This is a genomic window from Streptomyces sp. NPDC007808, from assembly GCF_042868655.1.
In the GTDB taxonomy this organism is placed as follows: Bacteria; Actinomycetota; Actinomycetes; order Streptomycetales; family Streptomycetaceae; genus Streptomyces.
Genome location: NZ_JBIAEQ010000006.1, coordinates 185,099 through 210,995, shown reverse-complemented (window position 1 = coordinate 210,995; position 25,897 = coordinate 185,099). Strand labels below are relative to the sequence as shown.

The 25,897-nt window shown below is 71.2% G+C and carries 21 protein-coding genes and 1 pseudogene; 9 read left to right on the top strand and 13 right to left on the bottom strand.

What is annotated here, in order from left to right:
- The 3 genes from ACFYNL_RS23325 to ACFYNL_RS23315 form a co-directional block, all read right to left on the bottom strand.
- Nucleotides 1-1,437 (bottom strand): MFS transporter, encoded by a 1,437-nt coding sequence (locus ACFYNL_RS23325; protein WP_388806583.1) that lies wholly within the window; start codon nt 1,435-1,437, stop codon nt 1-3.
- Nucleotides 1,438-1,706: 269 nt separating this feature from the next.
- Nucleotides 1,707-2,531 carry an IclR family transcriptional regulator gene (locus ACFYNL_RS23320; protein WP_388806581.1) on the bottom strand — a complete coding sequence of 275 codons (825 nt, stop codon included), beginning with the start codon at nt 2,529-2,531 and terminating at the stop codon, nt 1,707-1,709.
- Nucleotides 2,532-2,629: 98 nt separating this feature from the next.
- The gene (locus tag ACFYNL_RS23315; protein ID WP_388807288.1) at nt 2,630-3,055 is read right to left on the bottom strand and encodes a MarR family winged helix-turn-helix transcriptional regulator; all 426 of its coding nucleotides are present in this window, start codon (nt 3,053-3,055) and stop codon (nt 2,630-2,632) included.
- Between the two features lie 193 nt (nt 3,056-3,248).
- Here ACFYNL_RS23315 and ACFYNL_RS23310 point away from each other — a divergent pair, with 193 nt between their 5' ends.
- From ACFYNL_RS23310 to ACFYNL_RS23295, 4 genes are read left to right on the top strand one after another with little or no spacing between them, the layout of a single operon-like run.
- Nucleotides 3,249-4,166: an SDR family NAD(P)-dependent oxidoreductase gene (locus ACFYNL_RS23310; RefSeq protein WP_388806579.1), complete on the top strand. Its 918-nt coding sequence runs from the start codon at nt 3,249-3,251 to the stop codon at nt 4,164-4,166.
- Entirely contained in the window at nt 4,166-5,041 is an 876-nt protein-coding gene (locus ACFYNL_RS23305; RefSeq protein WP_388806577.1) for an amidohydrolase family protein, read from the top strand. The genes ACFYNL_RS23310 and ACFYNL_RS23305 overlap by 1 nt, the downstream gene beginning before the upstream one ends.
- 10 nt (nt 5,042-5,051) lie before the next feature.
- A complete protein-coding gene (locus ACFYNL_RS23300) occupies nt 5,052-6,554 on the top strand; it encodes a long-chain fatty acid--CoA ligase (protein WP_388806575.1) in 1,503 nt (500 codons plus the stop codon).
- Nucleotides 6,555-6,562: 8 nt separating this feature from the next.
- Nucleotides 6,563-7,018 (top strand): MaoC family dehydratase, encoded by a 456-nt coding sequence (locus ACFYNL_RS23295; RefSeq protein WP_388806573.1) that lies wholly within the window; start codon nt 6,563-6,565, stop codon nt 7,016-7,018.
- Nucleotides 7,019-7,410: 392 nt separating this feature from the next.
- On the opposite strand, the gene ACFYNL_RS23290 is transcribed toward ACFYNL_RS23295, so the two are convergent.
- From ACFYNL_RS23290 to ACFYNL_RS23255, 8 genes and pseudogenes are all read right to left on the bottom strand, one after another.
- Nucleotides 7,411-8,259, bottom strand: a complete 849-nt coding sequence (locus ACFYNL_RS23290; RefSeq protein WP_388806571.1) for a hypothetical protein — start codon at nt 8,257-8,259, stop codon at nt 7,411-7,413.
- Nucleotides 8,259-9,929 (bottom strand): PHP domain-containing protein, encoded by a 1,671-nt coding sequence (locus ACFYNL_RS23285; RefSeq protein ID WP_388806570.1) that lies wholly within the window; start codon nt 9,927-9,929, stop codon nt 8,259-8,261. Before ACFYNL_RS23285 ends, ACFYNL_RS23290 begins: the two co-directional genes overlap by 1 nt.
- Before the next feature lie 16 nt (nt 9,930-9,945).
- A complete protein-coding gene (locus tag ACFYNL_RS23280; protein ID WP_388806568.1) occupies nt 9,946-11,772 on the bottom strand; it encodes a LamG-like jellyroll fold domain-containing protein in 1,827 nt (608 codons plus the stop codon).
- A gap of 239 nt (nt 11,773-12,011) precedes the next feature.
- Nucleotides 12,012-12,339 (bottom strand): annotated as a pseudogene (locus ACFYNL_RS23275) (glycoside hydrolase family 2 TIM barrel-domain containing protein); the annotation flags it as partial.
- A gap of 261 nt (nt 12,340-12,600) precedes the next feature.
- Nucleotides 12,601-13,440 (bottom strand): carbohydrate ABC transporter permease, encoded by an 840-nt coding sequence (locus tag ACFYNL_RS23270; protein ID WP_388806566.1) that lies wholly within the window; start codon nt 13,438-13,440, stop codon nt 12,601-12,603.
- Nucleotides 13,441-13,451: 11 nt separating this feature from the next.
- Nucleotides 13,452-14,408: a carbohydrate ABC transporter permease gene (locus ACFYNL_RS23265; RefSeq protein WP_388806564.1), complete on the bottom strand. Its 957-nt coding sequence runs from the start codon at nt 14,406-14,408 to the stop codon at nt 13,452-13,454.
- Entirely contained in the window at nt 14,408-15,694 is a 1,287-nt protein-coding gene (locus ACFYNL_RS23260) for an extracellular solute-binding protein (protein WP_388806562.1), read from the bottom strand. Before ACFYNL_RS23260 ends, ACFYNL_RS23265 begins: the two co-directional genes overlap by 1 nt.
- A gap of 72 nt (nt 15,695-15,766) precedes the next feature.
- Nucleotides 15,767-16,822 (bottom strand): carbohydrate kinase family protein, encoded by a 1,056-nt coding sequence (locus ACFYNL_RS23255; protein ID WP_388806560.1) that lies wholly within the window; start codon nt 16,820-16,822, stop codon nt 15,767-15,769.
- Nucleotides 16,823-16,985: 163 nt separating this feature from the next.
- Here ACFYNL_RS23255 and ACFYNL_RS23250 point away from each other — a divergent pair, with 163 nt between their 5' ends.
- The 3 genes from ACFYNL_RS23250 (at nt 16,986) to ACFYNL_RS23240 (ending at nt 22,243) form a co-directional block, all read left to right on the top strand.
- Complete coding sequence (locus ACFYNL_RS23250; RefSeq protein WP_388806558.1) at nt 16,986-17,750, top strand: DeoR/GlpR family DNA-binding transcription regulator; 765 nt, start codon at nt 16,986-16,988, stop codon at nt 17,748-17,750.
- A complete protein-coding gene (locus ACFYNL_RS23245) occupies nt 17,747-19,087 on the top strand; it encodes a 6-phospho-beta-glucosidase (RefSeq protein ID WP_388806556.1) in 1,341 nt (446 codons plus the stop codon). The genes ACFYNL_RS23250 and ACFYNL_RS23245 overlap by 4 nt, the downstream gene beginning before the upstream one ends.
- A 93-nt stretch (nt 19,088-19,180) precedes the next feature.
- Nucleotides 19,181-22,243: an alpha-mannosidase gene (locus ACFYNL_RS23240; protein WP_388806554.1), complete on the top strand. Its 3,063-nt coding sequence runs from the start codon at nt 19,181-19,183 to the stop codon at nt 22,241-22,243.
- Nucleotides 22,244-22,534: 291 nt separating this feature from the next.
- On the opposite strand, the gene ACFYNL_RS23235 is transcribed toward ACFYNL_RS23240, so the two are convergent.
- Nucleotides 22,535-23,668 carry an ATP-grasp domain-containing protein gene (locus ACFYNL_RS23235; RefSeq protein ID WP_388806552.1) on the bottom strand — a complete coding sequence of 378 codons (1,134 nt, stop codon included), beginning with the start codon at nt 23,666-23,668 and terminating at the stop codon, nt 22,535-22,537.
- A gap of 310 nt (nt 23,669-23,978) precedes the next feature.
- Here ACFYNL_RS23235 and ACFYNL_RS23230 point away from each other — a divergent pair, with 310 nt between their 5' ends.
- Complete coding sequence (locus ACFYNL_RS23230) at nt 23,979-24,839, top strand: metallophosphoesterase family protein (protein WP_388806550.1); 861 nt, start codon at nt 23,979-23,981, stop codon at nt 24,837-24,839.
- Nucleotides 24,836-25,516, top strand: a complete 681-nt coding sequence (locus ACFYNL_RS23225) for a 4'-phosphopantetheinyl transferase (protein WP_388806548.1) — start codon at nt 24,836-24,838, stop codon at nt 25,514-25,516. Before ACFYNL_RS23230 ends, ACFYNL_RS23225 begins: the two co-directional genes overlap by 4 nt.
- Nucleotides 25,517-25,607: 91 nt before the next feature.
- Here the strand turns inward: ACFYNL_RS23225 and ACFYNL_RS23220 are convergent, their stop codons facing one another.
- Complete coding sequence (locus ACFYNL_RS23220) at nt 25,608-25,838, bottom strand: hypothetical protein (RefSeq protein ID WP_388806547.1); 231 nt, start codon at nt 25,836-25,838, stop codon at nt 25,608-25,610.
- Nucleotides 25,839-25,897: the final 59 nt, after the last annotated feature.

The following is a 25,897-nucleotide window of genomic DNA, read 5'->3' as shown; positions in this document are numbered from 1 at the left end:
TCACTGCTGCGGCGCCCCTGGCGGTGTCGTCGTCCCGGCTCCGGTGGCAGAGGCCCGGCCGGCACGCGGCAAGAGGGCCGCGGCGGTCAGCCCGCCCAGGCCGACGACCGCGAGCGCCGCCATGGCCGCCGCGTACGCGCCCATACTGAGCCCCGACACCAGGATCGTTCCCGCGACGGCGGTGCCGAGTGAGGAGCCGAGGTTGGAGATGCTGCGCGACAGGCCGGAGATCTCGCCCTGCTGCGTCTCGGGGAAGCACGACTGGACCACGTTCACCGACGGCGTGAGCATCACCCCCAGACCCAGACCGATCAGCAGCAGGCCGGGGGCGAACGCCCAGGCACCGGGCTTCCAGGCGACCAGGGCCAGCAGCACCGCGATGCCGGCGGTCGTCACGACGAAGCCCGCCATGATGAGGGTGCGCTGCGCACGGCGCCGGGCCAGCTTCTCGGCAGCCAGGGAGGAAGCGAGGATGCCGAGGGTCGCGGCGGTGAAGATGACGCCGGTCTCGATCGCGTCGTAGCCGCGCACGACCTGCAGGTAGGCGGCAACCGTGAACGAGACGCCCATCAGCATCAGCCACTGCGTGTTCTGGGTGACCAGACCGAGGTTGGAGGTGCGGTTGCGGAACAGGTCCGTCGACAGCAGCGCCTCCCGGCCGGCGCGCTCGCGGGCGCGCATCCAGACGAAGAAGCCGACCAGCACCAGCGCACCGGCCAGCAGCAGGCCCAGCGCGAGCCACCCGTTGTCGTCGACGGCCAGGATGCCCGTCACCAGCAGCACCAGGCCCGCCGCCGACAGCACCGCCCCGACCGCGTCGAAGGGCCGGGCGGGGTCGGGCGGCAGCGGATCGGTGATTCCGCGGCTGAGCACCACGATCACCACGATCACCAGCGCCTGGAACACGAACGCGGCCCGCCAGCTGATCGCGCTCGTGATCAGCCCGCCGATCAGCGGACCCGCGGCCGCACCGATCCCGCCCATTGCCATGATGGCGCCGAACGCCCGCGCCCGGGACGCCGTGTCGGTGAACAGCAGCGTGGTCAGGATGTAGACCGGTGGGATCAGCAGCGCCGTACCCACACCCTCCAGGATCGAGTTGCCGAGGATCAGCACGCCCAGCCCCGGCGCGGCCGCACTGAGCACCGCCCCGGCCCCGTAGACCACGAGCCCCGCCAGCAGGCAGCGCTTGCGCCCCCACTTGTCGGTCAGCTTCCCGCCCGGGATCATCAACGCGGCCATCACCAGCAGAAAGATCGTGATCGCGACCTGCACACCCTGCACGGTGGTGTCCAGGTCCTCGCTGATGTCGTTGATCATCACGTTCATGTTCGAGCCTGCGAAACTGCAGATGAACTGCGCCAACGCCAGGGGGGCGAGCACTCGCCGTGCCGCCGCCGCACCTCCCTCGGCTCCCGCCGCTGCCGTGCCTGCCATGCGCCACCTGCCCATCTGCCGGGTTTCATGTCCTGAGGAACTGCGGCTTGGTCTCCGTCGGCCCGGCGCTGACGGAACGCACCAGCCGCCACGACCGTCGCACGGCCCGACGCCGCGGGGCCGAAGGCGCGCGCTGGTGCGGCGGTACCAGGAGGGCTGTCGCCGCAAGGGGGGGCGGCCCTCGCGCGGGCGGACGAGCCCCGAGCCGAACGGAGGGTGGTGCCGCACGAGCGGGAGACCGTCCACGGGACGGCCTTCACGCGGAACCTTCACGCGGAAGGCGCAGGCGGCCCTGACGCGGCAGGCGGCAGCTTCCCCGGCTGCCACCCCAGTTGCCGCGAGATTCCCCGTGCCGCGAGCCGTACCGCCGGAACGAGGACCGGCACCTGCGCGTCGGCCTGCGGTACGACGACCGACACCGCGGCGACCACCGACCCGTCCGGGCCGCACACGGGCGCGGCCACCGACAGGGCGTCATCGGTGACCTGACGGCTGCTCACCGCCACGCCGGTGCGCCGTACGTCGGCCAGCATCCGGCGCAGCCGCTCCGGTTCGGTGACGGTGTACGGCGTGAAGGAGGCGAGTGGCCCGGCGCAGTACTCCTGTTGGAACTCCGGGGCGCTGTGCGCGAGCAGCGCGAGGCCCACCCCGGTGGCGTGCAGCGGCCAGCGCGCCCCGACCCTGATGTGCACGCCGACCGCCGAACGTCCCGACAGCCACTCGATGTAGACCACCTCGGCACCGTCCTGCACGGCCAACTGCACGTTCTCGTGGGTCGCTTCGTACAGGTCCTCCAGGTACGGCAGCGCGACCTGCCGCAGCGCCAGCCCGCGCGGGGCCAGCGTCGCGACCTCCCACAGCCGGAGCCCCACGTGGTAGAGGCCGGACGCGTCCCGCTCCAGTGCGCCCCATTCGGTGAGGGCGGCCACCAGGCGGTGGGCGGTGGACAGGGTCAGCCCGGCCCGTCGGCTGATGTCCGTCAGGCTCAGCGCCGGATGCTCCAGGTCGAAGGCCGCGAGCACGGACAGCAGCCGGTCGGGCGCGGTGGGGGTGCCCCCGCGCGAGCGAAGCCGAGAGTGAGGGAGGGTGGTCATGGCCGGGCGTCTCCCGAGGGTGTGCGGACGGCCGCCGGGTCGGCGAGGGCTTAGCGGCGGGGGCGGGTCGGCCGGAGAGGCGGGCGGGCACCGTGCCGTCAGTGCGTGCCGTCCTCGGCGATCCGCCGGAGCAGGCCGTGCAGGGTCTCCCGCTCGGCGGCGTCCAGCGGCCCGAGGAGGTCGTTCGTCACCCGCTGTCCCGCCTCGTCGGTGTCCCGCAGGAAGGCGCGGCCCCCGGCGGTGAGGACCACGATCCGGCTGCGACGGTCGTCGGGGGAGGGCCGGCGTTCGGCGAAGCCCAGCTTCTCCAGGTCGTCGACCAGGCCGACGATCGCGCTGGGGTCGTAGCCGAGCCGGGCGCTCAACTCGCGCTGGAGCGCCCCCTCGCAGGTGGCGAGGAAGCGCAGCACCGCGTAGTGGCGCAGGCGCACCCCCGACTCCTGCAGGAACGTGTTGAACAGCTGACCCGAGCGCAGTCCCAGGCGGTACAGCAGATAGCCGGTGTCCGCGTGCAGCCCTCGCATCCACGGCTCGTCCGCGTCGATGTGGTGGTGGTTCTCGACCTGCTGGCGGCTGATGGCGGGCTCCCTGTGCTCGATGTGTCCCCGGGAGATTCCAGCATGTCGCACCCGCCGGTTCACCACAACTATTGACGTCAACAATTATTGCTCTTAGCTTCGATCTCGAAGTCGTCGCCCCATGTGAAGGGATCCGCCCGTGCCCAGCATCGATCTCACCGGCAAGGCAGCCGTCGTCACCGGCAGCGGCCGGGGCCTCGGCCTCGCCTACGCACACGCCCTGGCCGCCCACGGCGCCTTCGTGGTCGTCAACGACATCGACGAGGCCGTGGCCGAGGCAGCCGTGAAGTCCATCACCGAGGCGGGCGGCCGGGCCGTGGCCGAGGTCGTCCCGGTCGGCACGAGCGAGGCCGCTGAGCGGCTGGTGAACCGCGCGGTCGAGGAGTTCGGGCGGCTGGACGTCCTGGTGACCAACGCGGGCATCCTGCGCGACAAGGTCCTGTGGAAGATGACCGACGACGACTTCGACGCGGTGGTCACCACCCACCTCAAGGGCACCTTCACCTGCGCCCGCGCCGCCGCCGTCCGCATGCGCGAGCAGGGCGAGGGCGGCAGCCTGATCCTCGTCGGATCGCCGGCCGGACAGCGCGGCAACTTCGGCCAGACGAACTACGCCGCCGCCAAGGCCGGCATCGCCGCCATGGCCCGTACCTGGTCGATGGAGCTGGGCCGCGCGAACATCACCGTCAACGCGATCGTTCCGGTCGCCGCGACCGCGATGACCGAGACCATCCCCGCCTTCGCCCCGTACATCGAGGCGATGCGCGACGGCGAACCCCTGCCCGACTTCCTCCGCAAGGGCGAGGGCTTCGGCACCCCCGAGGACTGCGCGGCCCTCGTGCCCTTCCTCGCCTCCGAGGCCGCCCGCGGTGTGAGCGGTCAGTGCATCGGCATCGGCGGCGACAAGGTGGCACTCTGGTCGCATCCGCAGGAGATCGCGGCGGCCTTCGCCGACGGCGGCTGGACCCCCGACACCCTGGCCGACGTCTGGCCCAGCTCGGTCGGCGCGCGGCTGCAGTCGGTCGGCATCCCCGCGCCCAAGCTCCCGGAGGCGTGATGGACCTGGACGAGCTGGTCGCCATCGACGTCCACACCCACGCGGAGGTCTCCTCCAAGGGGCACTCCTCCCTGGGCGACGACCTGCACGACGCCTCCTCCGCCTACTTCAAGGTCGAGGGCAAGCGGAAGCCGACCCTGGAGGAGACCGCCGCGTACTACCGCGAGCGGAGGATGGCGGCCGTGATCTTCACGGTGGACGCCGAGTCCGCGACCGGCACCGCGCCCGTCCCCAACGAGGAGGTCGCGGAAGCGGCCGCCGCCAACTCGGACGTGCTCATCCCCTTCGCCTCCATCGACCCCTTCCGCGGCCGGGCGGGCGTGCGGCAGGCCCGCCGCCTGGTCGAGGAGTACGGGGTGAAGGGCTTCAAGTTCCACCCCAGCATCCAGGGCTTCTTCCCCAACGACCGCTCGGTGGCGTACGACCTCTACGAGGTGATCGAGGAGACCGGCGCGATCGCCCTCTTCCACACCGGTCAGACGGGCATCGGCGCCGGAGTGCCCGGCGGGGGAGGGATCAGGCTGAAGTACTCCAACCCCCTCCACGTCGACGACGTGGCGGCCGACTTCCCGCATCTGAAGATCATCCTGGCGCACCCGTCCTTCCCCTGGCAGGACGAGGCCCTCGCCGTCGCCACGCACAAGCCGGGTGTGCACATCGACCTGTCCGGCTGGTCGCCGAAGTACTTCCCGCCGCAGCTCGTGCAGTACGCCAACACCCTGCTCAAGGACAAGGTCCTCTTCGGCTCCGACTTCCCCGTGCTCACCCCCGACCGCTGGCTCGCCGACTTCGCGAAGCTGCCGGTCAAGGACGAGGTCCGGCCGAAGATCCTCAAGGAGAACGCCGCCCGCCTGCTCGGGCTGACGAAACCGTAAGGGGCGTGACATGCGCAACGAGGGACTGGGGTCATGGCCCGCACGCCGGGCACGCAAGACCCCGCACCGCACCGCCCTGATCCACGGCGGCACCTCCCACACCTACGCGGACCTGCACCACCGCACGACCCGGCTCGCCCACGCCCTGCGCGAGCGGGGCGTCCGCCGCGGCGACCGCATCGCCCATCTCGGCCCGAACCACCCCTCCTATCTGGAGACACTGTTCGCGGCCGGCACCCTCGGCGCGGTCTTCGTCCCCCTCAACACCCGCCTGGCCGGACCCGAGATCGCCTACCAGCTGTCCGACTCCGGGGCCAAGGCCCTCGTCTACGGCCCCTCGCACGCCGGACTCGTCGCCGGGCTGCCGGGCAGCACGGACGTCCGCACCTACGTCGAGGTGGGCACCGAGTACGAGGAGGCGCTCGGCTCGGCAGCCGAGGAACCGATCGACGAGCCGGTCGCCCCGGACGACACCTGCCTCATCATGTACACCTCCGGGACGACGGGCCGCCCCAAGGGCGCGATGCTCACCCACGGCAACATCACCTGGAACGCGATCAACGTCCTCGTCGACACCGACCTGATCGCCGACGAACGCGCCCTCGTCTCCGCCCCGTTGTTCCACACGGCGGGTCTGAACATGCTGACCCTGCCCGTCCTGCTCAAGGGCGGCACCTGCGTCCTGGCCGAGGCGTTCGACCCCGACGCCACCTTCGACCTGATCGAGCGTCACCGGATCACCTTCATGTTCGGCGTGCCGACCATGTTCGACCAGGTGGCCAGGCACCCCCGTTGGCCCACGGCGGACCTGTCCTCCCTGCGCATCCTGACCTGCGGCGGCTCCCCGGTCCCGACCCCGCTGATCGCCGCGTACCAGGAACGCGGTCTGACCTTCCTCCAGGGCTACGGCATGACGGAGGCCGCGCCCGGGACCCTGTTCCTGGACGCCGAGCACGCGGTGAGCAAGGCCGGCTCGGCGGGTGTACCGCACTTCTTCAGCGACGTACGGGTCGTCCGGCCCGACATGGCTGCGGTCGACGTCGGTGAGACCGGCGAGGTCGTGGTGCGCGGCCCGCACGTCATGCCCGGTTACTGGGGGCTGCCCGAGGAGACGGCCGCCTCCCTCGCGGACGGCTGGTTCCGCAGCGGGGACGCGGCCCGCGTCGACGAGGACGGCTACGTCTTCATCGTCGACCGCATCAAGGACATGATCATCTCGGGCGGCGAGAACATCTACCCCGCCGAGATCGAGGACCTCCTCCTCGCCCACCCCGACATCGCCGAATGCGCGGTCATCGGGGTGCCGGACGACAAGTGGGGCGAGGTGCCGCGCGCGGTCGTGGTGCCGCGTGCGGGCACCGCACCGGACCCCGAGGCGATCCTCGCCTTCCTCGCCGGCCGCCTCGCCAGGTACAAGATCCCGAAATCGGTGGTCCTCGCGGACGAACTCCCGCGCACCGCCTCCGGAAAGCTCCTCAAGTCCCGTGTCCGCAACCAGTACGGCAACAGGTAAGGAACCGCATGAGCATCACCGTGAACGGCCTCGACGAGCTGAAGAAGCTCGCGGGCAGCGACCTCGGCACCAGTGAGTGGATCGAGGTCACGCAGGAGCGCGTCAACACCTTCGCCGACGCCACGGGTGACCACCAGTGGATCCATGTGGACCCGCGGAAGGCCGCTGAGGGCCCCTTCGGCGCCCCCATCGCCCACGGGTATCTGACGCTCTCCCTCTTCATCCCTTTGTTCACCGAGCTGTTGGACGTCCAAGGGGTGACGACGAAGGTCAACTACGGTCTGAACAAGGTGCGTTTCCCCGCCCCGGTCGTGGTCGGCTCGCGCATCCGGCTGGTCGCCCGCCTGGCGGAGGTCGAGGAGGTGGCGGGCGGGGTGCAGATCACCGTCGACGGCACGATGGAGATCGAGGGCGGCACCAAGCCGGCGGCGGTGCTGCAGAGCCTGTCGCGGTTCTATTCCTGAGCCGTCACCGTTCCACGGCCGCCGGGCGCGCCGGGCGTGCGCCCGGTACGCCGGCCGAGGATGTCCGTCCCCGTACGGCACGTCACCCGTGCGGAGCCGCAGACCTGCGCGCCCCGTCGGCCGGGGAGCCGGTCCGAGGGGCAGCGCGCCGCCGTAGCCGCCGTAGCCGGGGCGGTCGTAGGTCATGAGCCGGACCCGCTGGTGGTGGAGGAGCATGGGCCGAGGCGCCGGGCCGCGTCTGCTGCCGGGGGTGCCGTGCAGCAGGAACCCCGGGAAACCGTTTGCGGGGCAATGGCCGAGAGGCATGCGCCTGGCCGCCCCGGAACGCCGACGTCAGGACGGGGGCCGCAGTGACTCCGGTCCGTCACGCGGCCCACCGCGCCTCGGGTCGATCAGTCCGTGACCTGCCGGTACGAGTAGACGGCCGTCGCCACCGCGCACACTCCGGGCGGGATCATCTGCGCCCGCAGGGTCCCGCTGGTCACGTCGTAGTCGACGCCCTCCGTCTCGAAGGCGCCCTTGCACACACTGCGTTGCGGCAGCGCGAGCAGGTTCTTGACCACCCCGGTGATCGGCCCGCCGTCCACCTTGCGCGGCAGGTCCACCTGGAGCAGCGGGCGGATCTCGGGGAACAGCGCTCCCGAGGCGTCGTTCGAGGCGCACAGCAGGCGGGTTTCCGTCACGAAGTCGCAGCCCTGGATGTCGCGCACCGGCTTGTCCAGGGTGATCTGCCAAGCCTCCTTCAGCTCCCCGCCCGTCGGCGGCGTGGCCGGGTTGAGCAGGGGGGCGGGAAAGACCTGGAGCCGCTTCTGCTCCCCCCACTCACCCGCCACCAGCCACTGCCCGTCGGGCGAGACGGTGGCGAAGGAGTTGTTGAGCTTCTCGCCGGGGTTGAGCGGGTGGACGTACTCGTAGCGCTTCCCGGCCGGTGTCGTGACCGCGAACATCTTCGAGGTGGCGGTGTCCGGGCCCTGGTAGGCGTCGAAGGTGTGGCCGCGGGCGATGTCGGGGTCGCCCACATGGTTCCAGCCCTTGATCCGCAGGTCCAGCGGGATGGAGGCGAGCCCGCGGTACAGCAGTGAGCCGTCCGCCCGACTGGCCAGGCCCTGGCCGCCGCCCAGTGTGTCCGTGTACGCCCGGCCGGTCTCCGCCCAGCGCGGGTCACCGGCGGCTGACGCCGTCCCCGCGCCGAGCGTCAACGCCGTCAACAAGCAACCCAGGAAAAGGAAGTGACGTCTCATCAGGCTCCTGCCACGTCGACGAATACGGGGTTCGAATAGAACCACGTATCGGCCCACGGGTCACCGTCCCCGGGCGGGTGCGGGATCGGGCCGTGCGGGTCGATCGCGGCCCCCAGCCGGCCCACGCCGTGCCGGTTGCCGTCACTGCCGCGCAGCCGGACGTAGAAGGACTCGTCCCCGGCGGTCAGGGGGATGCGCAGCGTGTACGTCCCCTTGCGGCCGCTCACGTCCTTCGTCCCCACGACCCTGGTGTCGGGCGCCCGCCAGGAGTCCCGGTCGGCCACCGCGCCGCGCACCGCGCCCCGCACGACGTCCACGTGCGCCAACTCCGGCAGGATGCCTCGCGGGTTGGGACGGGAGGCGGTGGTCACCGTCACGTACAACGTGAGCCTCTCGCCCTTGCGCACACGCAGCCGGCCGCCCAGCGTGACACCCCGGCCGACGTCGCGGTCCCGCTTCAGACGTACGTCGAGGCCGTCGAGCAGATGCCCGTGGTCGAGCCAGACCCGGCCCGCGCGCAGCCCCGCCATCACCGCGCGGTACCCGTACCGGGTGACGCCGACGTGGGTGCGGCTGAACTGGCCCGGCCAGAAGTCGCTGCCCGGCTGCGGGGTGTCGGTGCGCACCGGGTCCGGGAGCCGGCCGGTGTTGTCGAAGTTCCCGCCCGCCGGCCAGTCGCCGTTCCTCCAGGTGTCGAGGACGATCCGGTGGGCGTCGGAGTTCGTGGTGATCGAGAACAGCTTGCCCTCGGCCAGCATCGCGTCCCACAGTCCGCCGACCGTGGCGGTCGCCCAGTCGAAGCCGCCGTACGTCACGTAGGCGTCCGCCGGGTACCCGGGCCACGACTGCCCCGACGGCTTGTTCTCGTACTCGCCGCGGATCGAGGTCGGTCCGCGCAGGCCGGGGACGGCCGCGCCCTGGGCGCCCGGCGCGCCCTCCATGCCGATCATGATCTCCGGGGCGGCGTCGCGCCAGGCCCGCATCTCGTGCGGGGAGTCGATGCCGAGGCGCAGCGGATGGTTGGCGATGACCAGGACGTCGTCCACGTAGCCGGTGCGGCGCTGCTCGGCCAGCCACTTCAGGGCCTCGACCGCGTGGGCCTCGTTGCGCGCGGTGTCCGGGTCGGCGGCACCGCCCTTGTCATAGCCCAGCAGCTTTCCGTCGTAAGCCAGTTCGAACCGGGTGAGCAGGTCCACCTCGTGGCGGCCGGGCGCCGCGAAGACCGTGCAGTGCTCGGCGGCCGGGATGTACCACTCCAGGCCCTGGAAGATCAGCTGACGCGGGTTCTCGGCGCGGGCCCTGAGTATCTCCTCGTGCTCCAGACGGGCGCCGTACCTGGCGTGCCCGAAGTTGGAGTGCTCGGTGAACACCATCCAGTCGAGGCCGTACCGGGCGCCGGCGGCGGCCAGTTGGGAGAACGTGTACTTGGCGTCGTGGCTGTAGACGCTGTGGACGTGGTGGTCGCCGACGACGTAGCCGAGCCGCGGATCCTCGCCTCCGAGGCGCCTGCCGTCGTCGGCGGCGAGTGCCGATGGCGTGGGCGCGAGGGCGAACGCGGCGCCGAAGAGGCCCGCGCGGCGCAGGAGGCCGCGCCGGGAGATGCCCTGCGTGTCCAGGGCGGCGGGGGAGACGGACGGGTCGGCCCAGGAAGGGAGCCGCTGTTCGGGCATGGGGATCCTCTAGGCGTCAGTGGTTCATGAAGGACGTGACGGGCAGCGCCCGCGCGACGATCCGGACGTCGCCGAGCCGGCCGTACAGGATCTGGTCGATCCTGCCGCCGTACTCGTAGCCGCCGAGCAGCCAGGGCAGGCCGACGGAGGTGATGCCGAGCGCGGGCGCCTTGGGATTGCGCAGGACGGGGCAGCCTTCGACGTACATCGTGGTGTGCTCGCCGTCGTTGACGACCGCGAGGTGCCACCAGGTCTCCAGCGGGGTCTGCTGGCCCCAGTTGGTCGCGATGCCCTGCTGGTCGAGCGGGCGCATCGCCCATTGGGGCTCCCGGTCGTTCGACAGGGAGAGGGTGGCGAGCGGCTCGTCGGGATCGTCGGCGGTCCTGCCGGCGGCGCCACCGGTGCCGGTGCGGCTGATGATGCCGGACCAGGCGTGGTGCGCGGGGTCCCAGTCCGCCGGCAGACGGTAGAAGACCTCGACGGTGTAACCGGTCTCGAACTCAGCCGAGTTGAGCGGCGCGCCGTCGACGGTACGCAGGTACGCGCCCCGCAGCGGGGACTTGAAGCCCCGGAACTCAAGGCTGCCGTGGCCCGGCTGGTCCGGGTGATGGTCCCCGGACCAGCCCAGGCTGCCGTCGCCCACCGTGACGAGCGTGAGGTCGTTGCCGCGTCCCGACAGGTCCCGGACGGTGCCCTGCACCGGCTTCTCGAACCGCCAGTACGCCATCGTGCCCGGGACCAGCATCCGGGACGCGGGACGCGCCGGACGGGCCGGCACCGGGGCGAAGCCGGAGAAGCGGTCCGCGAAGTCGATCCCGACGCTGAACCGGTCCGCGTCACCGCTGAGTTCGATCTCCTGTCGCTCCAGCGCGTTCAGTCCCTCCGCGGCCCGCCCCAGGATCCACGGGGAGACCGTTTCCACGTCGATGACGTTCCGGTCGAGGTCGAAGTGGTAGAGGCGGATCATCGCCGCGCCGCCGAAGTAGCGGTTCTGGTAGTTCGTCAGATGCAGATGGACGTCGTTGCCGGCCGCGTTCCTGAGGGTGGTCCGGGCGGCGGGCCAGTAGTGCCCGTTCAGGGTGAGGAAGATCTGATCGTGGTTCTCGATCAGCCGCTCCCACAGCTGCCGGCCGTACGCCGAGAGGGAGCCGTCCTCCACCACGAGCTCGTGCGTGGTGAGGACGACGGGCGTCCTCGGGTGCCGGGCGAGCACCTCCTCGGCCCACGCGTAGCCCTTCGCCGACAGCCGCCAGTCCAGCGCCAGCACCATCCACTCGCGGCCGGCGGCACGGAACAGGTGGAAGGTGTTGTAGCCGTCGTCGGACGCACCCCCGAACGTCCTCTTCCCCCGGAACCGCCGCGGCCCGAAGGCGTCCAGATACGGCGTCGCGCCGCGCTGGTCGTCCGTCGAGGACCTCACGTCGTGGTTGCCGGCGAGGACGCTGTAGCCCATGCCTCGCCGGTCCAGCAGCCGGAACGCCTCGCTGATCGCGGCGACTTCGGGCTCGGTGCCGTTCTGCGTGAGGTCGCCGAGATGGCAGAGGAAGACGATGTTCTCGGCACGGTCGTGCTCCAGCAGATGGCGCAGGGACGCCTCGACCGGCGCCCTGTCGATGCTCGGCCCGTCGAAGAGGTACTGGGTGTCCGGCATCACGGCGAGCGTGAAGCGCCGGCTGTCGGTGTCGGGCCGCCGGCGGTCCACGGCCGCGGCCTGCGCGGTGGCCGGCAGGACGACCGAGGCGGTGGCCGCGGCGCCGAGCAGCGCGGACGCCCGGAGGAAACCGCGTCGGGCGGCACCGGCCTGCGCGGCCTCGCCCGGTGTGGGGTCATGCGAGATACACACGTGTGCTCCGTGAGAGGTGAGGACAGCCCGTTGGGGGTTCAGAGGGTGCGCGGGGTCCAGCCGCAGAGGTGGACACCCGTCGCGACGAGGTAGGACGGTGCGGTGTCGGGACCGCATGACGCGGAGCCCTGGTGCGCGGCGGCGAGAGGCACCACGCAGCCGGGCCGGGCGACCGGCTCGTCGTGGTGCCGTGCGGAGGCGAGGTCCTCGGCGTGGTAGCGGGTCGGCTCCAGCCACGCCTCACCGCCGTCACCCGGCACGTGACCGGGCGCGGCGACACCGTTGTCACAGGGCCCGGGGCCCCCACGCCCGGCCGGTCTTCCGTCGCTCACGCGTCGCAGAATCCCGTGGTCCCCCGACTCCCGGATGAACCCGCCCTGAAAAGCCGACGTGACCTCGATGGCGGCCCAGTGATCGGCCGGCGTGCCGTTGCCGTTGCCCATGGCGTGCCCCTACTCGCGCTGGATGAGCGGCCCGGTCTGCTCGCCGGGAGGGCGCGTGGGCGGCGCAGTGCGCCGGCGGCGCGTACATGGGGCGGGCGATGTCGGAGGCGAGATCCGCGTCTGCCCGCACCCTCGGCGAACGGCAGGCGCACGTCGGGGTACCGCGGCAGGCCGTCCGTGCCAAGCGTGGTCCCCGTGCCGGATACGTACGCCGAGGAGCCGGCACCGCCGACCGGCGCGTCCGGAGCCGGCAGCGACCGAGAGCGCCAGTCGCCGTCGAGGGGGAGTGCTCCGGGGCGCCGGTCGACGGCGTTCGTGGGCAGCCGCGCCCAGGGGGTCACCTCGGGTGCCTCCCAGGGCCGCAGGGCGATCGGGGGATCGCTCGTCATCCGCGTACGGCTCCCTTCGCGAGGTCGCCGATGATCTGCCGGGCGCCGATCGCGAACACGATCAGCAGCGGGACGAGGGCGAGGACCGCACCGGTCATCACCATGCCGTAGTCGGTGGTGCCGTGGGTGCCGTTGAGCTGCGACAGCGCGACCTGGAGGGTGACGTTTTCGGGGTTGGTGAGGGCGATCAACGGCCAGGCGTAGTCGTTCCACTGGCTCATGAAGGTGAAGATGCCGAGGAAGGCCAGGCCCGGCCGTACGACCGGGAGCGCCACGTGCCAGTACTGGCGCATGAAGCTCGCGCCGTCCAGCTTCGCGGCGTCGAGCAGTTCGTCGTGGATGGCGCTGCGCATGTACTGGCGCATCCAGAAGATGCCGAACGCGTTGGCCGCGGCCGGCACGATCAGCGCGGTCATCGAGCCGATCCAGCCGATCTTCGCCATGATCACGAACTGCGGGATGGCGGCGAGTTGGGCCGGCACCATGAAGATCAGCATGAGCAGCGCGAACAGCTGCTTGCGGCCCGGGAACCGGAACTTCGCGAAGACGAAGGCCGCCAGCGAGTCGAAGAACAGCACCAGGAAGGTCACCGTCGTCGCGACCAGCAGCGAGTTGCCCATCGACCCGAAGAAGTCGATCGTGTCGAACAGGTTGCGGACGTTCTCCGGGAAGTGCGAGCCCGGCAGCAGCTTGGGCGGGTAGGAGAAGATCTCCGACGATGTGTGCGTCGACATGATCACGGCCCAGTAGAACGGGAAGGCCGACAGCAGCAGACCGACGACCAGCACCGCGTGCAGGGCGATGCCCCGGCGCCGAGAACCCTTGATGGATGCCATGGTGACCGGCCTCACTGTTCTTCGCCCCGGCGCTGCAGCAGACGCCAGTTGATGATCGAGAAGAGGACGACGACGAGGAAGATGCCCCATGCCACGGCGGCGCCGTAGCCGAAGTCGTTGTTGTCGAAGGTCTGCTGGAAGAAGTAGAGGACCATGGTCCGGCCGGCGTGGTCGGGCCCGCCCGAGAACGTCGACTCGTTGGCCGTGGTCTGCAGCAGCACCTGCGGCTCGGAGAAGCTCTGCAGCCCGGTGACCGTCGAGACGACGAGTACGAACAGCAGCGTCGGCCGCAGCAGGGGCAGGGTCACCCGGAAGAAGGTCTGCACGGGCCCGGCGCCGTCGATGCGGGCCGCCTCGTACAGGTCACCCGGGATGGTCTGGAGTCCGGCCAGGCAGATGATCGCGTTGTAGCCCGTCCACTGCCAGGTCATCAGGGTGGCGATGGCGACCTTGATGCCCCAGGGCGTGTTCAGCCACGCCACCTGGTCCAGGCCCACGGCCTGCAACAGGGCGTTCACCAGGCCGAAGTCGGTGGAGAAGATCGACCCGAAGACGATGGCGATCGCGACCACCGAGGTGACGTTCGGCAGGAAGTACGCGAACCGGTAGAGGTTCCTGTGGCGGACGGCCGAGTTGAGCATCACGGCCGTCACCATCGCCAGGAAGATCATGGGGAAGGTGGCCAGCGCCCAGATGAGGATCGTGTTCCCGATCGACTGCCAGAAGTCGCTGTCGCTCAGCAGGTACTGATACTGCGTGAGCCCCGCCCACTCCATCGAGCCCAGGCCGTCCCAGCGGTGGAAGGACAGGTAGAGCGAGAAGCCGACGGGGACCAGGCCGAAGGCGAGGAAGAGGAGATAGAAGGGAGAGATCGCGGCGTACAGGTGCCAGTACTTGCGCACACCCGTCCTGGGCCGGGCCGGTGCGGGCTGCGCCACGGCGGGCGGGGTCCGCTCGATGACGGCCATCAGTAGCTCACCCCCAGGTGCTCGGCGATACGGCGGCACTTGCTCATGGCGTCCTCCCAGGCCTTCTTCGGATCCTTGCCGAGGACACCGACGTTCTTGATCTCGTCCTTGATGGGCTGGCCGAGCGCCACGTCGAAGGGGCTGTCGTGGGCCACCGCGATCTTCTGCGCCGCGGGCCCGAAGACGTCCATCGTGACCTGGCCGCCGAAGAAGGGGTCCGGCTCCCGAAGCTTCTTCATGCCGTACGAGGCGGGGGTGGAGGGGAAGAGACCGGCGTCGACGAAGCCCTGCGCCTGGTTCTCGGCGTTCAGCAGCCACGTGATGATCTCGAAAGCCCGCTCGGGCTCCCGGCACGCCTTGGTGACCGACAGGAACGAACCGCCGTTGTTGGAGGGCCGTACCGGCATCTGCGCCACCCGCCATCGGCCCTTGGTCCTCGGCACCTCGTTCTTGAGATCACCGGTGGCCCAGGACGCGCCCAGCTGACTGGGCAGCCTGCCGCTCTCCTTGGCCGATATCTGGTCCGGGGTGCCGTTGACGATGCTGGAGACGATGCCCCGCCGCTTGGCCTCCACCGACAGCGCCCAGGCGTTGCGTACGTGCTCACCGTCGCCGATGAAGTTGCGGTCCTTGTCGACGTACCGCTCGCTGCCCTGCTGCACCACGTTCTCGAAGACGGCGTTGACGTCGGTGAGCAGCCAGGTGCCCGGGATCCGCTTCCTGAGCCGCTCGCCCGCCGCGAAGAACTTCTCCCAGGTGTCGAGTTGTTCGGAGACGTCGTCGGGCTCGTGGGGAAGTCCCGCCGCACGGAAGACGGCGTACTGGTAGAAGTGCGCGACCGGACCGCAGTCGATGGGGAAGCCGACCATCGAGCCGTCCTCGGCGACCCCTTGGTCCCACTTCCAGGAGAGGTACCGGTCCTTGTACCTGTCGGCGCCGAGCGTGCGCAGGTCGACGAACTGGTCGGCGTTGGGCAGGTAGGACGCCATGTCCTCGCCCTTGAGGCCGGCGATGTCGGGGATGTGGGCGTTGCCCGCCATCGTCGTGATGAGCTTCGAGCGGTAGTAGCCGCCGATCTGGATCGCCTGCAGATCGACGGAACGGCCGTAGCGGACCCTGGCGTCCTTCACGACGGTGTCGCTCAGACCGCCGCTCCAGTACCACAGGACCATGTTCCTGCCGGTCGAGCCGGTCGGAACGGCGCAGCCGGACGCCAGGCCGCCGAGCGCCGTGGCGGCCGTTCCGGCCAGACCCGCGCGCAGCAGGCCTCTTCGTGAGAGCCGCACAGCTCCCACCGCCTTTCGGATCTTCTCGGGACTTCGTAGGGGAGGGGCACGTGGGGGAGGGCACGCGGGCGGTCAGGGCCGTCGCGCGGACGGGGTGACGGGGGCGTACGCGACCGGCGGACCCGGATCGTCCGGGAGCCGGTCCGTCAGGAAGCCGTACGCCCGCTTCAGTTCGGGATCGCTCAGGGAGCGCCACCAGCGGTCGACGCCGTACCAGCCGGGGGCCGCGAGCGCCCCGCCGTGCCGCTGGACGGACAGCCCGGCGGCCAGCACGGCGAACCGCAGCCGCTCCGCCAGCGGCCAGCCGCCCAGCGAGGCCGCCACGAAGCTCGCCCCGAACACGTCCCCCGCGCCCGTCGCGTCGAGGACATCGATGTCCAGGGCCGGCACCTGCGCGTACTCGCCGGTCGTCTGGTCGACGGCGACGGCACCGTCGCCGCCGCGCGTCACCACGGCCACCGGAACCAGCTCGCTGAGCGTGCCGAGGGCCGCGACCGCGCTGTCGGTGCGGGTGTAGGCCATGGCCTCGGTCTCGTTGGGGAGGAAGGCGTGGCACAGGGACAGCTGGTCTAGCAGGTCGGTGGACCACCGCTGGGTGGGGTCCCAGCCGACGTCGGCGTAGATCCGGGTGCCGTTCGCGGCGGCCTTGGCCAGCCACTCGCGGGGCTCGGCCTCGATGTGCACGAGGGCGGTGCGCGCCTCGGGCGGGTCTCCCGTCAGCGCGTCCTGCGAGTACGGGGGTTGCCGACCGTGGGTGACGAGGGCCCGGTCGTGGACGGGGGTCCCCCCGGTCGAGCGAAGCCGGGGGTGGGGGAGGGCGAGGGAGACGGTGACCGGCGTGGGCCAGCCGTCCGCCGTGCGGGAGAGCGACAGGTCGATGCCCTCCTGGTCGCTCAGGACCTCCCGGCAGTACGCGCCGTACAGGTCGTCCCCGAACACCGTCGCCAGCGAGGTCCTGAGGCCGAAGCGGGCGGCGGCCACCGCCAGGTTGGCGATACCGCCCGGGCCGCAGCCCATGCCGTCCGTCCAGATCTCCTCGCCCGGAGTCGGGGGCCCCGCGAGCCCCGTGAGGACGAGGTCGTAGAAGAGCAGCCCGGTCAGCAGCACATCGGGCCGGTCGTCGTCCACGGATCGCGTCCTCTCGGTCGGGACCCCCGCTCGCCGGAGATCAGAAATCGTCAGAACTCTTCACATGCGGTGAGCGGAATCGTGCGCCGATCGAAGAGATTGGTCAATACCCGAGCAGAAATGAGCATGGTGATGATTGAGGATGACGAGTAGTGTTCAAGTCGTGCTGGCAGAACGACGACACCAACTGATCCTGCGGGCCCTGCGCTCCGGCGGCCCCGCGGCCGTGACCGATCTCTCCGAGCAGCTGGGGGTGAGCCCGGCCACGATCAGGCGCGACCTGGTCAAACTGGAGGAGGACGGCCTGCTGACGCGCGTGCACGGCGGTGCGGTCGTGGAGGAGGGCGACCAGCCCTTCGCCGAGGTCGCCGAGGTGCGGGTGCCCGAGAAGGACGCCATCGCCGCGCATGCCGCCGCGATGATCGAGGACGGTCAGTCGGTGCTGCTCGACATCGGCACCACCGCCTTCCGGCTGGCCCGCCGGCTGCACGGCCGCCGCCTCACCGTGATCACCAGCAACCTGGTGGTCTACGAGGAGCTCGCCGACGACGAGGGCATCGAACTGGTGCTCCTCGGTGGCATGGTCCGCCGCGAGTACCGCTCCCTGGTCGGCTTCCTCACCGAGGACAACCTGCGCCAGCTGCATGCCGACTGGCTGTTTCTGGGCACCAGTGGAGTGCGGCCCGGTGGGCAGGTGATGGACACCACGGTCGTCGAGGTGCCGGTCAAACGGGCCATGATCAAGGCCGGCGGCAAGGTCGTGCTGCTCGCGGACGCGGCCAAGTTCCCGGGAACGGGCATGGCCAAGGTGTGCGGTCCACAGGACCTGGACGTGGTGGTGACGAACGCGCCGGTCGACCCGGCGACCCGGGCATCCCTGGAGGAGGCGGGCGTCGAGGTGGTCGTGGCAGGAGAGGTGCAAGAGTGAGACTGACGATTCTGGGCGGCGGCGGCTTCCGCGTGCCGCTCGTGTACGGGGCGCTCCTCGGCGACCGCGCCGAGGGCCGGGTCACCCGCGTCGTGCTGCACGACCTGGACGCGCAAAGGCTCTCCGCGGTGACGCGTGTGCTCGCCGAGCAGGCGGCCGGCGTCCCCGACGCACCCCGGGTGAGTGCCACCACCGACCTCGACGAGGCGCTGCGCGGCGCCGACTTCGTCTTCTCGGCGATCCGCGTCGGCGGACTTCAGGGCAGGGCGAACGACGAGCGGGTCGCCCTGGCCGAAGGTGTCCTGGGCCAGGAGACGGTCGGCGCGGGCGGCATCGCCTACGGCCTGCGGACCGTGCCGGTCGCCGTCGACATCGCCCGGCGGGTGGCCCGCCTGGCGCCGAAGGCGTGGGTCATCAACTTCACCAACCCGGCGGGCCTGGTCACCGAGGCCATGTCCCGCCACCTCGGCGACCGCGTCATCGGCATCTGCGACTCGCCGGTCGGCCTCGGCCGCCGTATCGCCCGCGTCCTCGGGGTGAAGAACCCCGGCGAGGCGTGGATCGACTACGTCGGCCTCAACCACCTCGGCTGGGTGCGCGGCCTGCGCGTCGCCGGGCGCGACGAGCTCCCGCGCCTGCTCGCCGACCCCGACCTGCTCGGCTCCTTCGAGGAGGGCAAGCTCTTCGGTGTCGACTGGCTCCGCTCGCTGGGCGCGATCCCCAACGAATACCTGCACTACTACTACTTCAACCGGGAAGCCGTCCGCGCCTACCGGCAGGCCGAGAAGACCCGCGGCGCCTTCCTGCGCGACCAGCAGGCAAGCTTCTACGAGCGGATGCGCGACCCCGACGCGTCCGCCCTGGAGATCTGGGACCGCACCCGCGCCGAGCGCGAGGCCACCTACATGTCCGAGAACCGTGAGACGGCCGGCGCCGGCGAGCGCGACGCGGACGACCTGTCCGGCGGCTACGAGAAGGTGGCGCTCGCCCTGATGCGGGCCATCGCCCGCGACGAACGCACCACTCTGATCCTCAACGTCCGCAACCAGGCCACCCTGTCCGTGCTCGACACCGACGCGGTCATCGAGGTCCCGTGCCTGGTCGACGCCAACGGTGCCCACCCGGTCGCGGTCGCCCCGCTGCCCGGCCACGCCACCGGGCTCGTCTGCGCCGTCAAGGCCGTCGAGCGCGAGGTGCTCGCCGCCGCGGAGTCCGGCTCCCGCGCGACGGCGGTCAAGGCGTTCGCCCTGCATCCGCTCGTCGACTCCGTGAACGTGGCGCGCAGGCTGGTGGAGGGCTACACCGCGGTGCACCCTGGCCTGGCGTACCTTAGGTGAGCACCGGTCGGTAAGCGCTTTCTCCCGGCTTTCCGGCCCGGCTCACCAGGCCCCCGAGCTTCCGTCCCCTCCCTGGCTCTCTGGAGAACCCTCATGCACGACGAACGCCGCCGGATCGAGGAACGCGTCGAGCGCCTCCACACCCAGCGCATCAAGCCCGCGATCTACGCGGCCACCGTCCCCTTCGAGGTAGAGGCCTGGCAGGCGCCGGGGGAGCCGGTCCCCTTCGCGGAGGCCGCCGCCGCGCCCTACGAGCCCTTCACCATGGACACCCCGTGGGGTCCGCCCTGGGGCACCACCTGGTTCCGGATGCGCGGCGAGGTGCCGACCGGGTTCGCGGGCCGCCGGGTCGAGGCCGTCATCGACCTCGGCTTCGTCGGTGACTGGCCGGGCAACCAGGCCGAGGCGCTGGTGCACCGGCTGGACGGGACACCGCTGAAGGCCGTCAACCCGCTCAACCAGTACGTGCCGATCGCCAACCCGGCCACGGGCGGGGAACCGGTCGAGTACCTGGTGGAAGCCGCCTCCAACCCGGACATCCTGGCGAACGACTTCGCGGCCCCCACCCCGCTCGGCGACGTCCTCACAGCCGGCGACAAGCCGCTCTACACCTTCAAGCGCGCCGACATCGCCGTCCTCGACGAGGAGGTCTGGCACCTCGACCTCGACCTGCAGGTGCTGCGCGGCCTCATGGTCCACCTCGGCGAGCACGAGCCGCGCCGCCACGAGATCATGCACACCCTGGACCGGGCCATGGACGCCTTGGACCTCGACGACATCGCGGGCAGCGCCGCCGCCGTCCGTGCGGTGCTCGCCCCGGCACTGGCCAGGCCCGCCCACGCCAGCGCGCACGTCATCTCCGGCGTCGGCCACGCCCACATCGACTCCGCCTGGCTGTGGCCCATCCGCGAGACCAAGCGCAAGACCTCCCGCACCTTCTCCAACGTCACGTCCCTGGCCGACGAGTACGACGACTTCATCTTCGCCTGCTCCCAGGCCCAGCAGTACGAGTGGGTGCGCGACAACTACCCGCACGTCTGGGCCCGGATCCAGGAGTCGGTCAAGAAGGGCCAGTGGGCGCCGGTCGGCGGCATGTGGGTCGAGGCCGACGGCAACCTGCCCGGCGGCGAGGCGATCGCCCGCCAGCTGATCCACGGCAAGCGGTTCTTCATCGAGCACTTCGGCGTCGAGACCAAGGGCGTGTGGCTGCCGGACTCCTTCGGCTACACCGCCGCCTACCCGCAGCTCGCCAAGCTCGCCGGGAACGAGTGGTTCCTGACCCAGAAGATCTCCTGGAACCAGACCAACAAGTTCCCCCACCACACCTTCTGGTGGGAGGGCATCGACGGCACCCGCATCTTCACCCACTTCCCGCCGGTCGACACCTACAACGCCCGCTTCAGCGGCGAGGAGATGGACCGCGCGGTCCGCAACTACTCCGAGAAGGGCGCCGGCACCCGCTCCCTCGCCCCCTTCGGCTGGGGCGACGGCGGTGGCGGCCCCACCCGCGAGATCATGGAGCGGGCACGCCGGCTGGCGGACCTGGAGGGCTCGCCGAAGGTCGTCGTCGAACACCCCGACGAGTTCTTCGCGAAGGCCCGCGAGGAGTACCCCGACGCCCCCGTGTGGGTCGGCGAGCTGTACCTGGAACTGCACAGGGCCACGTACACCTCCCAGGCCCGCACCAAGCAGGGCAACCGGCGCAGCGAACACCGGCTCCGCGAGGCCGAGCTGTGGGCGACGACGGCGGCGCTGCACGCGCCGGGCTACGCCTACCCGTACGAGAAGCTGGACCGGCTGTGGAAGACGGTCCTGCTCCACCAGTTCCACGACATCCTGCCCGGCTCCTCGATCGCGTGGGTGCACCGGGAGGCGGAGGCCGAGTACGCCCGGGTCGCCGAGGAGCTGGAGGCGCTGACGACGGAGGCGGTCGTGGCGCTGGGCGGCGGCTCGGCGCGGGTGTTCAACACCAGCCCGTACCCGCGGGCCGAGGTGGTCCGCACGACCGAGGGCGCACCGGTCTACGTCGAGGTGCCCGCGAGCGGCAGCGCGTCCCTGAGCGATGCCGCACCCGCGCGGCCCGTGACGGTCACCGGCCGGGTGCTCGACAACGGCCTGGTCCGGGTGGACGTGGCCGAGGACGGCACCCTGTCGTCCGTGTACGACCTCCGGGCGGACCGCGAAGTCCTCGCCGAGCCGGGCAACCTGCTGCGCCTGCACACCGACCTGCCCAACTACTGGGACGCCTGGGACATCGACAAGCACTACAGGAACCGCTACACGGACCTGCTGGACGCCGAGTCCGTCACGGTCGTCGAGGACGGCCCGCTGGTGGGCGCGATCCGTGTCGAGCGCGCCTTCGGCAAGGGCTCGCGGATCGCCCAGACGATCACGGTCCGGGCGGGCAGTGCGCGCATCGACATCGAGACCGAGATCGACTGGCACGAGGCCGAGAAGATCCTCAAGGCGGGTTTCCCGGTGGACATCCGGGCGCCGCACTCCAGCGCCGAGATCCAGTTCGGCCACATCCAGCGTCCCACCCACACCAACACCAGCTGGGAAGCGGCACGGTTCGAGGTCTCCGGCCACCGCTGGCTGCACATCGGCGAACCCGGTTACGGCGTCGCGGTCATCAACGACTCCACGTACGGCCACGACGTCTCCCGCACGGTCCGCGAGGACGGCGGTACGACCACCAGGGTCAGCCTCAGCCTGGTCCGCGCCCCACGCGTCCCCGACCCCGAGGCCGACCAGGGCAGGCACCGCTTCACCTACTCCCTGCTCCCGGGCGCGGCCATCGCGGACGCCGTCGCCGAGGGGTACGCCCTCAACCTGCCCCTGCGGGTGGCCGACGCGGCGGGCGCGCCCGAGCCGGTCGTCTCGGTGGACGGTGAGGGGGTGACCGTCGAGGCGGTCAAGCTGGCCGACGACCGCTCCGGCGACGTCGTCGTACGCCTCTACGAGTCCCGCGGCGGCCGTGCCACCGGCACCGTGCGCACGGGTTTCCCGCTCGCGGGCGCCGAGGTGACCGACCTGCTGGAGCGACCGCTTGAGGACGCGGAGATCACCGCGGAGGGCGCGGTAGCCGTCGCCCTGCGCCCCTTCCAGGTCCTCACGCTCCGCCTGCGGCGCGGTGAGGCCACCGGCGCCAGGTGAGGGGAGCTGACCGGGTGCCGGTACCACCCTGGTTCACCCACCGGGGTTCGGGCCGCTTCTGATCGCGGCTCACCTGGTTCCTTCGAGTCGGCCGGCCGCCGCCCCCGTGACAGCGCCGGCCGACCCGAAGCCCCCGTGTTCCCCCGTTGTTCCCCCGTGGGTGGTGCGTTCCCCCCGTTGTTCCCCCGTTGCCTTTCACCCTTATGAGCGCGCGGTCGGGGCCCTGATACACCTTCCGGGAAAAAAGTTTTCCCAGCCGGTCGATCCGGCGGTGCCACCGCGGGGCTGGGCCTAGATCGGCAGCGCCGGTGCCGCCCCGCTCGCGACCGGGTCGACCGGAGCCGGCGAGGGCACCGCCGGCAGCAACGGCCCCTCGACCTCCGACCGCTGCTGCGGAATCGACACCGGTCGCAGCGGGCGCAGCCCGGACACCACCGTGTAGTCCTGCCCCAGGAACGGCGGAACCACCTCGCCGGGGTCCTCCCCGAGCGCCAGCTGCACAGCCAGCCAAGGCACGTTGACCCCGCACAACGACAGCTGGTGCAGCCCGCCGGCCGGACGTGTGTTGACATCCATCAGCACCGGCGTCTCACCGAACATCCGGAACTGGATGTTGGACAGGTGGTGCAGCCCGAACCCCTCGGCGATCAGCCGTGCCGGCTCCAGCCACTGGTCCTGCAGGGTGAACCCGCGCCGCCGCCCGTTCTTGACCCGGCCGATCGCCAGCCGCACCCGGTTGTCGGGACCGGTGAGGCAGTCCACCGACACCTCCGGCTGCTCCAGCCGCGGCATGACCAGCCAGTCCACCGGCTCATCGGCCTGCCGCAACGCCTCCAGCACCAGACCCAGCTGCACGTACGGCGTCGGGAACCCGCTGAGGTGCGTGAGAGAGAACGGCGAGCGGGTGATGATCCGGAAGCCCACGCCACCCGCACCGGAGGCCGGCTTGAAGCAGGCCTTGTGCCCGCGCGCCTCCAACTCCTCGACGGCGGCGACGAGTTCATCGGCGGTGCGCACCCGCCACCACGGCGGCACCGGAACCCCGATCGCCTGTACCGCCTCGTACGCGATCACCTTGTCCTGGAAGACCGCCACGGCCTGGGGCGGCGGCGCCAGCAGCGCCGTACCGGCCGCCGCGAAGTCCGCGCGGTGCGCCACGATCGCCGACTGGTGCAGCCGCGGTACGAAGACGTCGATGCCGCGGCGTCGGCACTGGTCGAGCGCGTACTCGACGTACGCGGCCGGGGACAGGCCCTCCGGCTCCAGCTCGGCGGTGTCGGCGGCGGCCAGCACGGGGGAGTCGGCGTCGCCGTGCGTCGCATGGATCTCGACCGCCCGGTCGCTGGGATTTCTCCGCAGCTGATCCATGAAGAACACGTTCTCCGCGTACGTGCGGTTGAGCCAGACGCGTACGCGAGAGACCATGCAGGGCCGTCCTTTCGGGGTTCGCGGGCAGGGCGAAGCAGGCCCGTGCCCGGGCAGGGTGGTTGGAGGGACACCAAACCGCCCCGTGCGAAGGGACGTTCATGGCGGTGGTGTTGGGGCGATCATACGGCTATCGAGCGGTGCCGCGTGCAACGTACGGGTTACGGATTTTCCGATCATCCTCCCGGGTCCGCGCGCCCGCCCGGCCCATGCTCACCACCGGCCGGTGCGCCGACGCGATACCGCCTTGTACCTGCGTGGGGGCCTGTGTTCTTGTGGTGTCCTTCGGATGATCGGAAAGGGGCCAGGAGTGACGTCGACGGTCGGCGGTGCCGGGCAGCTGCTGGCAGTCAGCGATCTGCACATCGGCTACGAGGAGAACCGCGCCCTCGTCGAGAAGATGCGGCCCGACTCGGACGACGACTGGCTGCTGGTCGCCGGTGACGTGGCCGAGACCGTGGCCGACGTCCGCTGGGCCCTGGAGACACTCGCCGGCCGCTTCCGCAAGGTCCTGTGGGCACCCGGCAACCACGAGCTGTGGACCCATCCGAAGGACACCGTCACCCTGCGCGGCGTCGAGCGCTACGCACACCTGGTCGCCCTGTGCCGGGAACTCGGAGTGACCACGCCCGAGGACCCCTACCCCATCTGGGACGGCCCCGGCGGCCCGGTGGCCGTGGCGCCCCTGTTCCTGCTGTACGACTACTCGTTCCTGCCCTCCGGCTGTGCGACCAAGGAGGAGGGGCTGAGGTACGCCCACGGGACCGGGATCGTCTGCAACGACGAGTACCTGCTGCACCCCGACCCGTACCCGTCCCGCGAGGCGTGGTGCGAGGCCCGGGTCGCCGGCACCGAGCGCCGGCTGGCCGAACTGCCCGACGACCTGCCCACCGTCCTCGTCAACCACTACCCGCTGGACCGGCACCCGACCGACGTCCTGTGGTACCCGGAGTTCGCCATGTGGTGCGGCACCCGGCGAACGGCCGACTGGCACCGCAGGTTCCGCGTCCGGGCCATGGTCTACGGCCACCTCCACATCCCGCGGACCACCTGGCACGAGGGGGTCCGCTTCGAGGAGGTGTCGGTGGGATATCCACGCGAATGGCGCAAGCGACCGGAACCGCCGGGACGGCTGCGCCGGATTCTGCCCTGGGAGGACGTGGCCCGGTGATCGAGGAACTGCTACCCGACACGGTGGTCGCCGTCGAGGTGTACGGCGACGACGAACTCCCGGACGCGACGCTGTACCCCGAGGAGGAGGCGGTCGTGGCCAAGGCGGTCGCCAAGCGCCGCCGCGAGTTCACCGTCGTACGCTCCTGCGCCCGCCGGGCCATGGAGAAGCTCGGTGTGCCGCCGCAGCCGATCCTGCCCGGCGAACGAGGTGCCCCCGGCTGGCCGGCCGGCCTGACCGGCAGCATGACCCACTGCGACGGCTACGGTGCCGCCGCACTGGTCCGCACCGCCGACCTGGCCTCCCTCGGTATCGACGCCGAGCCCCACGACACGCTCCCGGAGGGCGTCCTGCCCGCCGTTGCCCTGCCCGCCGAGGTGGAGCGGCTGCGCCGCCTGGCGGGCGACCACCCCGCGGTCCACTGGGACCGGCTGCTGTTCAGCGCCAAGGAGTCCGTCTACAAGGCGTGGTTCCCCCTCACCGGGAAGTGGCTGGACTTCTCCGAGGCCGACATCGACGTCTTCGCCGACCCCGGTGAGCGGCACGGCGGTGGCTTCCGGGCCCGGCTCCTCGTGCCGGGCCCGCGTGTGGGCGACCGCAGGGTCGACCACTTCGAGGGCCGGTGGGCGGTCCGACGGGGGCTGGTGGCGACCGCGGTGAGCGTGCCGCGCACCTGAGCCCCCGGCAGGACGTTCGGATCCTGCGGGCGTCGCGGACCGGCTGAGTGCAACCTGCGGTCTCGGCCGATCTGATCCGAACGACAGGCACTCAGGGCTCTGCGGGGCACCAGCTCCGCAGCAGCCGGAAGAACTCCTCCTCGTTGCCGGCCAGTCCTGCCTCCCGCAGTGCCGCTTCCGCCTCGGCCAGGACCGAGGGCGGCACCACCGGTGGTCGGCCGGAGCCGGGAGGACCGTCGAACGCGGCCCGTACGGTGTGCAACAGCCGCAGATAGGCCTGGACGGCGGTGCGCTCGCGGTCGGTCAGTACGGCGGTGGGCATCGGTCGGCTCTCCCCAAGTCGGCGTCATCGCAACACGCCCCGCATATGAGGGCGCATCA

Coding starts and splice junctions, on each gene's coding strand:
- ACFYNL_RS23325 (WP_388806583.1), bottom strand. CDS start 1,437: ATGGCAGGCACGGCAGCGGCGGGAGCCGAGGGAGGTGCGGCGGCGGCA.
- ACFYNL_RS23320 (WP_388806581.1), bottom strand. CDS start 2,531: ATGACCACCCTCCCTCACTCTCGGCTTCGCTCGCGCGGGGGCACCCCC.
- ACFYNL_RS23315 (WP_388807288.1), bottom strand. CDS start 3,055: ATGCGAGGGCTGCACGCGGACACCGGCTATCTGCTGTACCGCCTGGGA.
- ACFYNL_RS23305 (WP_388806577.1), top strand. CDS start 4,166: ATGGACCTGGACGAGCTGGTCGCCATCGACGTCCACACCCACGCGGAG.
- ACFYNL_RS23300 (WP_388806575.1), top strand. CDS start 5,052: ATGCGCAACGAGGGACTGGGGTCATGGCCCGCACGCCGGGCACGCAAG.
- ACFYNL_RS23295 (WP_388806573.1), top strand. CDS start 6,563: ATGAGCATCACCGTGAACGGCCTCGACGAGCTGAAGAAGCTCGCGGGC.
- ACFYNL_RS23290 (WP_388806571.1), bottom strand. CDS start 8,259: ATGAGACGTCACTTCCTTTTCCTGGGTTGCTTGTTGACGGCGTTGACG.
- ACFYNL_RS23285 (WP_388806570.1), bottom strand. CDS start 9,929: ATGCCCGAACAGCGGCTCCCTTCCTGGGCCGACCCGTCCGTCTCCCCC.
- ACFYNL_RS23270 (WP_388806566.1), bottom strand. CDS start 13,440: ATGGCATCCATCAAGGGTTCTCGGCGCCGGGGCATCGCCCTGCACGCG.
- ACFYNL_RS23265 (WP_388806564.1), bottom strand. CDS start 14,408: ATGGCCGTCATCGAGCGGACCCCGCCCGCCGTGGCGCAGCCCGCACCG.
- ACFYNL_RS23240 (WP_388806554.1), top strand. CDS start 19,181: ATGCACGACGAACGCCGCCGGATCGAGGAACGCGTCGAGCGCCTCCAC.
- ACFYNL_RS23235 (WP_388806552.1), bottom strand. CDS start 23,668: ATGGTCTCTCGCGTACGCGTCTGGCTCAACCGCACGTACGCGGAGAAC.
- ACFYNL_RS23220 (WP_388806547.1), bottom strand. CDS start 25,838: ATGCCCACCGCCGTACTGACCGACCGCGAGCGCACCGCCGTCCAGGCC.